This is a genomic window from Bacillus toyonensis BCT-7112, from assembly GCF_000496285.1.
GTDB lineage: Bacteria > Bacillota > Bacilli > Bacillales > Bacillaceae_G > Bacillus_A > Bacillus_A toyonensis.
Map to the genome: position 1 here is coordinate 3163891 of NC_022781.1, position 11820 is coordinate 3175710.

The following is an 11820-nucleotide window of genomic DNA, read 5'->3' on the forward strand; positions in this document are numbered from 1 at the left end:
CTGTCACAATAGGTTTCTCCTGTTCTTTTTTAGAGACCTGTCTTACAGGTTTTTCTTTAAAGGGTAAATAACTGAAAATTGAGATTAATAATCTTTGAAAGAGGTGAGGCATACACATAACAAAAAAGGGATTGTTTAAGAAAGGGGGATAAGAAATGTTCTTGTTTGGTTATCCACTTGAAACAATTTATTTATATGGATTTATTATTGCTACTATACTCACTGTTATTTATATTTTCTTTGGAGATATATTTGAATCAATATTTAGTTTTGGGGGCGGATCTGTATCCGTTGTTACTTTACTACTTAGTTTCTTCGCTATGTTATGTGGACTTAGTTATATAGGAGAATATTTATTTTCCTTTAATAGTACTATTATTTTCGCTGGTTCATTTGCTATATCTTTTATCGGTGTTTTCATAATGAAAATATTAATTTTAAAACCGATTGCAGAAGCAGAACAAAATACCGTACAACGTATGGATGAATTCATTGGTTGCAAGGGAGAAGTCATTACGACAATTCCTACAGAAGGATTTGGTGAAGTATTAATCTCCTCCCAATTTGGAAGTAATGCAATCCCAGCTAAAACAATTGGAAAGAAAGATATTTCACAAGGAACTGAAGTTATTATCGAGGGAGTTCAAGATGGTGTTTTGCTTGTACAAAACATCGCTTATTCTTTAAAGAAACCAAAATTATAAGGGGGAATTTACATGACGATTCCATTAATTGTCGGTGGAGTTTTACTCGCAATTTTAATTCTACTCATTTTAGTATTCATTACGAAGTATCGAACAGTTGGTCCAGATGAAGCGTTAATTGTTACAGGGAACTGGCTTGGTGGTGGGAAAAATGTTGTTACCACTGATGATGGAAAGAAGATTAAGATTATTCGCGGTGGCGGTACTTTTGTAGTTCCAATTATGCAAAGAGCAGAGCCTTTAAGTCTATTAAACTACAAATTAGAAGTTGGTACACGTGATACGTATACGAAACAAGGTGTACCAATTACAGTAAATGGTGTTTCTATTATTAAAGTAGGATCGACAATTGAAGAAGTTTCTACAGCAGCTGAACAATATTTAGGAAAAGAAACGGAAGAGTTAAAAATAGAAGCAAAAGAAGTTTTAGAAGGGCATCTCCGTGCTATCTTATCTTCTATGACAGTAGAAGATGCGTATAGTAATAGAGAGCAATTTGCTCAAAAGGTGCATGAAGTAGCTTCTACAGATTTAAAGAAGATGGGTCTTCGCATCGTTTCTTTTACAATTAAAGAAATAATGGACAAAAACGGATACTTAGATGCGCTTGGACAGCCGCAAATTGCAATGGTTAAGCGTGATGCAACAGTTGCAAATGCAGAGCGTGAAAAAGAGGCACGAATTGAAAAAGCTCGTGCTGAGAAAGAAGCAAAAGAAGCAGAATATCAACGTGATGCACAAATCGCTGAAGCTGAAAAACATAAGGAATTAAAAGTGCAGTCCTATAAGAGAGATCAAGAACAAGCTCGTGCAGATGCGGACCTTTCTTACGAATTACAACAAGCGAAAGCGCAACAAGGTGTTACAGAAGAGCAAATGCGCGTTAAAATCATTGAGCGTGAAAAGCAAATTGAATTAGAAGAAAAAGAGATTGCACGTCGTGAAAAGCAATATGATGCAGAAGTGAAGAAAAAAGCAGATGCAGATCGCTATGCTGTCGAACAATCAGCAGAAGCGGAAAAAGTAAAACAAATGAAAAAGGCAGATGCGGATCAATATAAGATTGAAGCAGAAGCAAGAGCACGTGCAGAAGAAGTTCGTGTAGAAGGTTTAGCGAAAGCAGAGATTGAGAAAGCACAAGGTCAAGCGAAAGCGGAAGTACAAAAAGCACAAGGTACAGCAGAGGCAGATGTTATTAGGTTAAAAGGTTTAGCAGAAGCAGAAGCGAAACAAAAAATTGCAGAAGCATTTGAATTATATGGTCAAGCGGCAATTATGGATATGGTTCTTAAAATGCTTCCAAGTTATGCGAAGGAACTTGCAAGTCCGCTTAGTAACATTGATAAAATCACAGTTGTCGATACAGGCGGCGGTGGTAAAAATAGCGGGGCCGGAAAAGTTGCGGGCTATGCGACCGATTTAATGGCAACGATGCAAGAAACTTTAAAAGCTTCTTCTGGAATTGACTTAAAAGAGCTATTAGAAGGATTTGCAGGAAAAGGAGCGGTACAACAATTATCAAGTGATAAACCGGTTGTATCTGTAGTAGAAGATAAGAAAAAAGAAGTAGAAAAAGATAAAGAATAGTAAGGTAGGCAGGACCTCTAGCATGTGCTAGAGGTTCTTCTGTGAATCATAATATTTCGAATAATATACATTTTTATACATTGTTTTAATTATTTAATTTTTATAGAATGAAGTAAGTATGCAATAATCCTTTAAATTTAGAATGATGAGTAAAAAGAAATAGAGAGTCTCGTCAATTTATTTATATCTTATAATTTTTATAAATAGATTAATTGTAATTTATTGCATGTAAAACGGTATGGAGGGGTAGAAATATGTTTCAAAGGAAGTTAAGGAGTAGTAGTTTAAAAACAAAGTTACTTGTGTCATTTATTATCATTTTAATTCTTCCAAGTATTGTAATTGGTTGGACGTCTTATCAGCAGGCGAAAACAAATTTTAATGAAACGATTTTAAACTCGGCGAAAGATAATATAAAAATTTTGGATAATGTAATTAATAAGGAATTGGATAGTAAAAAAGTAGATGCAACTTATTTTACGAAATTATTTACACAATCAAGTTACCAAGCGGATCAAATACAAAATATCCAAAATAAACTAGAAGAATATAATAAGTTACATCCGGAAATGGAAGCTATCTATACTGGGTCTAGCAACGGGCAATTTATTCAATCACCGGCAATTCAAATGCCGGAAGGATATAATCCTACAGAAAGAGATTGGTATAAAGAGGCAGTGAAAAAAAGCGGAGAAGTAATTGTAACTGCTCCATATAAGTCAAAAACGACAGGGAATACTGTTATCACACTGGCAAAACAAAATGAGGATAAAAGTGGCGTTCTTGGGATTGACTTAATTATCAATAATATTGTAACTACTTCCAAGATGGTTAATATCGGTAAGGAAGGTTATGTAGCGATATTTGATCAAGATAAAAATGTAGTCGCACACCCGACACTGAAGCCGGGTGTGAAGTTAGAAGAGAAACTTAGTAAGGAATTTTATAAACAGGAAGCTGGTGATTTTCATTATTCATTAGATGGTGAAGATCGTAACATTACTTTTAAAACGAATAAGAAAACTGGATGGAAAATAGCGGGGATAATGCCTTCAAAAGAAATTATTCAAGCGGCTGAACCTATTTTCTATAAAACGATAACTGTTATTGGGATTTCATTAATGATTGGTGGGGTTTTAATTTACTTCATAATTGCTTCTATTATTAAACCGTTAAAACAACTTGTTCTATCATCTAGGAAAATTAGTGAAGGTGATTTAACAGAATCTATTACAGTTCATTCTAAAGATGAAATCGGGCAGTTAGGAGAAAGTTTTAATGAGATGGCATCATCATTACATAATGTCATTTCCAATATAAATATTTCAGCAAGTCATGTAGCAGCATCTTCAGAAGAATTAACAGCTAGCATGAAGCAGACAAGTGAAGCGACAGAACAAATTACACAAGCTATAGAGCAAGTGTCGAGTGGGGCTGAAATACAAACGAGAGAAGTTGAAGAAGGAGCGACGTTATTAGAAGAAGTTACAGAAGGAGTTCAGCGTGTTGCTGATAGTTCTTCATTAGTATCAACAGCTTCTATGTATACGAAGAAAAAAGCTGAAGATGGTGGGAAGTTAGTTGAGCAAACTGTGAATCAAATGCAATTAATTCATGAGTCAGTTTCAAATTCAGATAAAGTCATTGCTTTATTAGATGATAAGTCGAAACAAATCGGAGCAATTCTGGAAGTGATTCAACATATTGCAGAGCAGACAAATTTATTAGCATTAAATGCTGCAATTGAGGCTGCAAGAGCTGGGGAGCAAGGAAGAGGATTTGCAATTGTAGCGGATGAAGTGCGAAAATTAGCTGAACAATCAGGACAGTCTTCTACGGAAATTGGAAAACTAGTGAAAGAGATTCAATTTGATATAAAAGAAACGGTAAGCTCTATGAATCAAGTTGGAACAGAAGTACAATCAGGTCTTGTAGTTGCAAATGAAACGAAGCAAAGCTTTGCTGAAATATTGAAATCTACAAATGATACAGTTGTGCAAATTGATAGTATGGTAGAAGTAGCGAAACAAATGACGGTAGATGCCAAACAAGTAAGTGCATCTATTAATGAAATTGCAGCTACGATTGAAGAAAATGCAGCAAGTGTTCAAAATATTGCTGGCTCTTCTGAAGAGCAATTAGCTTCAGTAGATGAAATTAATGGAGCAGCAGTTCACTTATCACAAATGGCAGAAGAATTGCAAGAGATGATTGGCAAGTTTAAAGTGTAATAAAAAATATTAAGAAACGAGGTAGTAATTTTACTTCGTTTCTTTTTTTATGGAGATAAAAATAAAGAAATGTGTAGTAACCGTGTTATGATTAAGTTTAACAATTGAAAAAACTGTATTTTCTTTAAATTCTATCTTTATCCATGTTAGGGGAATGGTTTTGAAATTTAAAAAATTAAAACTACAACCGAGAATTACATTAACTATTAGTACACTTATTCTTGTTGTGCTTTTGTTAACAAGTTATTTGTTTTACTACATATTATCTGAAACAGTAGAAGAGCAAATTGGTAAAAGAGCTTTGCATGTTGCGAAAACAGTTGCAGCTATACCGGAAATCGCGGAAGCTTTTCAAAAAGAAAATCCAGCTTCTATTATTCAACCGATTGCAGAAAAAATTCGAATTGATACAGATGCTGATTTTATTGTGGTTGGAAATAAAGAAGGGATTCGTTATGCACACCCCAAGAAAGACAAAATAGGAGAAGTAATGGTTGGTGGAGATAATAAAGGAGTGCTATTAGAAGGGAAATCTTACGTTTCGAAAGCAACGGGATCATTAGGACCTTCCTTACGCGGAAAAGTTCCAATCCGTAATCAGGATAATAAAATTATTGGTGTAGTATCTGTTGGATTTTCAATGGATGATATTCATGGAGCGGTAGAAGTGTATGGAAAGCGTGTATTTTGGATTACAATAATCGGTTTGTTAATGGGAATAATCGGTTCCATATATTTAGCTGCAAGTATAAAAAGAATGATGTTTGGGATGGAACCAGAAGAAATTTCATCTTTATATGAAGAGCATAGTACAGTGATTCAATCTGTACGAGAAGGGATTATCGTAATTGATAAAAAGGGCATGATTAGTTTAGTCAATCAAGCAGCCTACGATATTCTTTCACTAGACAACCGAAAAAATATCATTGGATCATTTATTTTAAATATAATTCCTAATTCATCCATACTAGATGTACTTCAAACTGGTGAAGAACAGTTTGATCGTCAATTAAATATAAAAGGGCAGGCTGTTATTGCTAATCGTCTACCTATTAAAGTAAATAATAAAGTAACCGGCGTCGTATCGAGCTTACGTTTGAAATCTGAAATGGACCAGTTAACAGCAGAATTATCTCAGACGAAGCAATATACAGAGGCGTTACGAGCACAAACCCATGAATACAACAATTTATTGTATACGCTTTCAGGTCTTATCCAATTAGAGTCATATGAAGATGCTCTAGAGCTCATTCATAAGGAGACGGCGGTATATCAAGATTTTGTTCAATTTATTATGAAGCGAATTCAAAATCCATGGCTAGGTGGAATTTTAATTGGATTTTATAATAGGGCAAGAGAGTTGAAGATTGATTTTGTACTAGATCGAGAAAGTAGTTTAGAAACATTAAGTCCGCATATTGAGAGTAATTATGTCGTTTCGATTTTAGGGAATTTAATTACGAATGCATTTGAAGCAATTGAAAAAAATCAAGAGCATGATAAGAAAGTTAGAATGTTTGTAACAGATATCGGAGAAGAAATATTAATTGAAGTGGAAGATTCGGGGCAAGGGATTCATGATGAAATAATTACTAGCATATTTTATAAAGGCTTTTCAACGAAAGAAGGAGAGAAGCGAGGATATGGATTAGCAAAAGTGAAAGAGTTAGTAGAAGATTTAAATGGAAGCATTGCAATTGAAAAAGGGGATTTAGGTGGTGCGTTGTTCATTATTGCATTACCGAAAGAGAGAGGCGAGTTGTAATGGGTGAGGAGATTGAAGTATTAATTGTAGAAGATGATATTCGGATTGCGGACATTCATCGGCGTTTTACTGAAAAAATTGAAGGATTTAAAGTAATTGGAACAGCAACGACTGGGGAACAAGCGAAGGAATGGCTAGAGCTTGTGAAGCCACAACTCGTTTTATTAGACGTGTACTTACCTGATATACAAGGAACAGAACTTGTCACATATATTAGGCATAATTTGCATGATACAGATATTATTATGATTACAGCTGCATCGGAAACTGATGTAGTAAGGCATGCTTTACGTGGTGGAGTAACTGATTATATCGTAAAACCACTTATGTTTGACCGTTTTAAAGCGAGTTTAGAAAGTTATCAAAAAAAGATTAGGCAGTTAAAGAAAAGCAATCAATTATCTACAGAACAAATTGAACACTTATGGTCTCAAAGAGGTGTGAAGGGAAATACAGTTGAATATGCTCCAAAAGGAATAGATCCTTTAACTTTAGCGAAAATAAAAAAGCATATGTTAACAGTTAATGAAGAAGGAATTACCGCAGAAGTGTTAAGCTCGATGGTTGGAGTAAGTCGATCAACAGCGAGACGCTATTTAGAGTATTTAATATCTGGGAAGAAAGTACATGCAGAGCTTATATATGGAAGTGTAGGGAGACCAGAGAGAAGGTATTTTCTCGTTTCTTCATAACAAAAACAGTAGAGGGTTTATTTCTTCTACTGTTTTTTGCGTCTTATATTGGAATAATCCCAATTACAATTCCAGTAATCAACATCACCATTGTCGTTCCAACGGCCCACAATAAAGTGAAGCGTTGATGTTCACCAAAATCAACTTTAGCCATTCCGACCAATAAATAAGTGGAAGCGACAAGAGGACTTAATAAGTGAACGGGTTGACCGAGTAAGGAAGCGCGTCCCATTTCAGCTGCACTAATTCCATAAGTAGCAGCAGCCTTCGTTAAAATAGGTAATACCCCGAAGTAAAATGCATCATTGGACATGAAAAATGTGAACGGCATACTAAGAAGAGCTGTAATAATTGGCAACTGTGGTCCAAGTGCATCTGGTATAAGAGTTACTACACTTTGAGCCATTGCATCTACCATTTTTGTTCCAGATAAAATACCAGTGAAAATTCCAGCAGCAAATACGAGTGAAACAACAGCTAATACGTTTCCTGCATGAGAGGCAATACGTTCTTTTTGTTGTTCTAAGTTTGGATAGTTAATCATAACAGCAATAGCGAAAGCAACTGTAAAGAGAACAGGTAACGGCATAACTTCTAGTATGAGACAGACAAGTAATGTAGCGGTCAATAAAAAGTTAATCCATAGAAGTTTAGGGCGTTTATGCACGGCAGCTTCTACTGTGGCAGCTTGCTCATCCATTGTTTGCATTTGTTTTAAATATTGCACATCCATAATGCCTAAACGTTTTCTTTCTTTTTTTCCAAGATAGTAGGCAACGAAAACTACCCAAATTGCACCAGCAATCATTCCTGGTATAAGTGGTGTAAAGAGCTCTGATGCATCTAGTCCAAGTGCACTCATAACTCGAGCAGTTGGTCCACCCCAAGGTGTAAGATTTGTCACACCTGCCCCTAACATAACAACCCCAGCTAATATAAGTGGATTCATTCCGAGACGTTTATATAATGGGTACATTGCGGAAACAGTAATCATATACGTTGTTGTTCCATCCCCATCTAATGAAACAATAATAGTAAGAATGGCTGTACCAACAACAATTTTTAAAGGATCCCCTTTTACAAATTTTAATATTTTACTAATGACAGGATCGAATAAACCGCTATCGATCATAATTCCAAAATATAAAATGGCAAACATAAGCATAATACCGGTAGGTGCTAATTTTTGAATGCCCTCTAACATCATAGGACCCATGTCTGCATAAAATCCGCCAATTAATGCGAAAGTAATTGGAATTAATATTAATGCTACTAATGCTGACATACGTTTCGTCATGATTAAAAACATAAAGACAAATACCATTGCAAATCCAAGTAGAGCTAACATCCGATCTCCCCCTTAAAAAAATGATTGCGCTTTCAAAACAAAGTAAAAATTCAGAACAATGTTTTTTGTTTATCATAAAAGCATCTATCCAAATGGTAAATAATTTGAAAAATAACACCATTAGAAGCATAATTTTTATTTTGGTCATATTGTTCACGAAGGTAATTTTGAATTTTTAAAAATATAATTTACTTCTAACAAGAGTGATAGAATAAGGTGAAAATAGTGAAGTGCGAAGTAGGGAGTAGATTTTGAATGGAAACGAGAATAGAAGAAGTTTATAGTTCTTATGAGGGGAAGATAGAAGAGATTTTTGTTAATGAATCTTCTTATGTATATGAGTGGGAAAAATTAATGATGGTCCGAAAAAATAATGGTGAGCTTGAAAAAGTCGCGGTCGGTATCAGTGGAAATATAAGATTAGTAAATGTAGAAGTTGGGCAGAAAATTAATACAGATACATTATTAGTTAAGTTAGAAGATGATTTATTAATTACAGGCTGTGAATGATGAAAGATGTGTAGAAATAGCTACACATCTTTTTTGTTTTCTATATTACAAAAAGCACATTGTTTTTTCACAAATCCCACACAAGTTTTTGATATTCTCCTTGTGGAGTATACGGTTTTTAGGGAGGAATAGTGATGAGAATAAAGTATGTTGTGCTTGCTATATGTTTATGTTTCTTATTTACGATAGTGGGGTGTGGGAAAAAGGGAACAACAGCTGTGGCAATTGATGAGAAACATGATAAGTGTGATATTTGCCAAATTGGGGTAACGGATAATCAATTTGCAACAGAAATCATTTTAGAAAATGGAAAAGCGTTAAAGTTTGATGATATTGGTTGTATGTATAAATGGATGGAGATTAATCCAGGCGAAAAGACGAAAGAAAAATTTGTTCGAGATTATGATTCGAAAGATTGGGTTTCGTTAGAAGACGCTACTTACGTATATGATAAAACAATAACGACACCAATGGCTTATAATGTCATTTCATTTAAAAATAAAAAAGATGCAGAGAGCTTTGTATCTAACTATAAGGGTAAGGTTCTTTCGTATAAAGAGCTAGCAGAGCATAAATGGGAAATGAATAAAGAAATGATGGGGAAACCGAAAACAGGGAATCACGGTGGGCATCATTAATACTAGAAAAAGACAACTATATAGTTGTCTTTTTCTAGCATTACTCAGGTGCAAATATAGAAAAGGTGTAAAATTTTTAGAAGAACGGTTACAATGGAGTATAGTGACCTAAAGCAATCATTTATCCCGCATTAACGGGCAGTAAGATCCCCACCTCAAAATTTAGTGAAAGCAAAGAAGTTAGGTGGAGATCAACTGCCCGTAAAAGCCCGATTGGTTCAACTAATAATTAGTGGTAGATGAACAAAACCCCCACTAATTAAAGTTTCACTTTATGTACTTTTTAGAAATGTATACAAATGCGGTTAAAACGTGCTAAACTAATTGCTTCATAATGTTAATGATGAGGCCATCAGGCGTATCATTCCAATAGGTTGAGAAACATAGGATAAGCTTAAGATAATCCGATTAAAGAAGGAATATAAAGGGCTTATGGATAAATGTACTCAAGAAGAGTTATTGTATGTGATGGAGGAATGGTTAAGAAAACATTATCTTTCATAGGAGCTGTAGTTGTGAGAAAACAAAAAATTTTATTATGTATGTTATTAGGACTTTTAATGACGGTAGTGGCTTGCGATAAGCAAGAGGAACCAGAATCGAAACCGGTTCATGTGAAAAACGAAAAGAAAAAAGAAAAGCATAAAGAACAAGAAGAAGTTAAAGAAGAAAAAAGTATAAATTTACTGGACAAACAGTTGTTACTTTCAGCGACTCTTGGAGACACAGAGACAGCTATGAAGTTGATTCAGGATGGAGCGAATATAAACGTAGAAGGTGACAACCGAGAAACCCCTATCCTTGCAGCAACGTACCAAAATCATGTAGAGACAGTTAAAGCATTAATTGGTGCAGGTGCAAATATTGAAGTCAAAGATGAGAAACAAAGCAATCCATTCCTTTATGCAAGTAGAGAAGGGTATACGGATATTGTAAAAGTATTAATTAATGCAGGAGTTAATACGAAAGAAACGACTAAGTCAGGTGGCACAGCACTCATTTCTGCATCTGAGCGTGGTCATGTAGAGGTTGTTAAAGAATTATTAGAGCATACAGATATTGATGTGAATTATAAAAATGAACGTGGTGGTACAGCTTTAATAGAAGCAATTGTATTGGGAAATGGTAGTGAAAGCCATAAGAAAGTAATTCAAATGCTTATTGACCACGGGGCAGATGTAAATATGGCCAATAAGGAAAATATTACGCCGCTGCAATATGCTGAAAAAAGAGGTTTTAAAGATATTGCGAATGTGTTGAGAATAGCTGGTGCGAATGAAGTAGTGCAGCCGCAACCACAACCGGTGGAATAATAAGAAAAAGACATAAAGAGTACGAAATAATCCCATTTAGATAGACAGAATGAAGAAGTCATTTTAGTATGATTGATTCAGTAATGTGTATTTAAATGGGATTTTTGTTTTGAACATCAGAAAATAGAGTATGAATGGATGGTATATGGAGGCTACACAGGGTAATGAAGGAGGGCATAAATGCGATTTTCAGAACTTGAGTTAATAGTAATTCAGGCAGAGGTTTTATTTGTTCATAATCAAGTGGGAAGAATAAAGAGTGTAAATGAACAGGGAAATCCGAAAGCACCACGTTTTTTTCTTAGCAAAACTCGTGAAGGGAATATAACGAGATATCATTGTAATTTGGATGGTGAAATAATAAGTAAGATTGAGAAATTAATTCGAGAACGTTCAAATCACATAGAGATAGCAAAGATCATGAAAGTATTAAATGAAGAGAGAACGGTAGAGAATATTTGGATGGGTCCTGCTTACATGTTTCCAAATAATTCAAATGAGCCGACTAGGGTGATACAAATAACAGAGAAGAATAAAGAGCTCATGCGAGAAAATTTTCCTAATCTAATAGAACAGATGGAATGGAGGCAACCTTATTTTGCAATTGTTGAAAATGAACAAGTCGTTTCTATATGCTGCAGTGCAAGAAGTACGCCTATAGCTACTGAGGCAAGTGTGGAAACTGTAGAGGGCTTCCAGGGAAAGGGATATGGTGCTGATGTCGTTAAAGCTTGGGAAATGTCAATAACAGAAGAAAAACGTATTCCGCTTTATAGTACCTCTTGGGATAATTGTGCTTCACAAGCAGTGGCGAGAAAACTAAAACTTATTAACTATGGAATGAATTTACATATTGATTGAAATGTAAATATTGTTGTGTTCTGTTAGAGTTTATTCGTATATCTGGATTATTGTAAAAAACAATATGGTGAATATTAACATTCGATTAACACCTAATTAACAATTTATCAAAACTGACTTAATAAATGCGTAATATAGTAAAGGTAACAAAATAACTAGGGTAGAGAACAT

The 11820-nt window shown here is 34.7% G+C and carries 10 protein-coding genes and 1 pseudogene; 10 read left to right on the forward strand and 1 reads right to left on the reverse strand.

Going from position 1 to position 11820, the window contains the following annotated elements:
- The first annotated feature begins 155 nt into the window (after positions 1-155).
- The 6 genes and pseudogenes from BTOYO_RS16255 to BTOYO_RS16275 all read left to right on the forward strand — a co-directional run bounded on the left by BTOYO_RS16255 (position 156) and on the right by BTOYO_RS16275 (position 6979).
- A complete protein-coding gene (locus BTOYO_RS16255) occupies positions 156-704 on the forward strand; it encodes an NfeD family protein (protein ID WP_000478273.1) in 549 nt (182 codons plus the stop codon).
- Positions 705-716: 12 nt separating this feature from the next.
- On the forward strand, positions 717-2291 hold the full coding sequence (locus BTOYO_RS16260; protein ID WP_000155031.1) for a flotillin family protein: 1575 nt from the start codon (positions 717-719) through the stop codon (positions 2289-2291).
- A gap of 254 nt (positions 2292-2545) precedes the next feature.
- Positions 2546-3532, forward strand: a pseudogene (locus tag BTOYO_RS28330) (cache domain-containing protein); the annotation flags it as partial.
- A gap of 129 nt (positions 3533-3661) precedes the next feature.
- Entirely contained in the window at positions 3662-4522 is an 861-nt protein-coding gene (locus BTOYO_RS28335) for a methyl-accepting chemotaxis protein (RefSeq protein WP_370512681.1), read from the forward strand.
- A 160-nt stretch (positions 4523-4682) separates the two neighbouring features.
- The gene (locus BTOYO_RS16270) at positions 4683-6287 is read left to right on the forward strand and encodes an ATP-binding protein (RefSeq protein WP_000669467.1); all 1605 of its coding nucleotides are present in this window, start codon (positions 4683-4685) and stop codon (positions 6285-6287) included.
- Positions 6287-6979 carry a response regulator gene (locus BTOYO_RS16275; protein ID WP_000503458.1) on the forward strand — a complete coding sequence of 231 codons (693 nt, stop codon included), beginning with the start codon at positions 6287-6289 and terminating at the stop codon, positions 6977-6979. Before BTOYO_RS16270 ends, BTOYO_RS16275 begins: the two co-directional genes overlap by 1 nt.
- A 43-nt stretch (positions 6980-7022) precedes the next feature.
- On the opposite strand, the gene BTOYO_RS16280 is transcribed toward BTOYO_RS16275, so the two are convergent.
- Positions 7023-8327 (reverse strand): CitMHS family transporter, encoded by a 1305-nt coding sequence (locus tag BTOYO_RS16280; RefSeq protein WP_000880435.1) that lies wholly within the window; start codon positions 8325-8327, stop codon positions 7023-7025.
- Between the two features lie 255 nt (positions 8328-8582).
- Here BTOYO_RS16280 and BTOYO_RS16285 point away from each other — a divergent pair, with 255 nt between their 5' ends.
- The 4 genes from BTOYO_RS16285 (at position 8583) to BTOYO_RS16300 (ending at position 11649) form a co-directional block, all read left to right on the forward strand.
- Positions 8583-8837 (forward strand): hypothetical protein, encoded by a 255-nt coding sequence (locus BTOYO_RS16285; protein ID WP_000450026.1) that lies wholly within the window; start codon positions 8583-8585, stop codon positions 8835-8837.
- Between the two features lie 134 nt (positions 8838-8971).
- Positions 8972-9475, forward strand: coding sequence for a nitrous oxide reductase accessory protein NosL (locus tag BTOYO_RS16290; RefSeq protein WP_001220934.1), 504 nt, complete (start codon positions 8972-8974; stop codon positions 9473-9475).
- A 440-nt stretch (positions 9476-9915) separates the two neighbouring features.
- Positions 9916-10788: an ankyrin repeat domain-containing protein gene (locus BTOYO_RS16295; protein ID WP_000287349.1), complete on the forward strand. Its 873-nt coding sequence runs from the start codon at positions 9916-9918 to the stop codon at positions 10786-10788.
- A 180-nt stretch (positions 10789-10968) separates the two neighbouring features.
- Complete coding sequence (locus BTOYO_RS16300; RefSeq protein ID WP_001212343.1) at positions 10969-11649, forward strand: GNAT family protein; 681 nt, start codon at positions 10969-10971, stop codon at positions 11647-11649.
- The last annotated feature ends 171 nt before the right edge of the window (positions 11650-11820 follow it).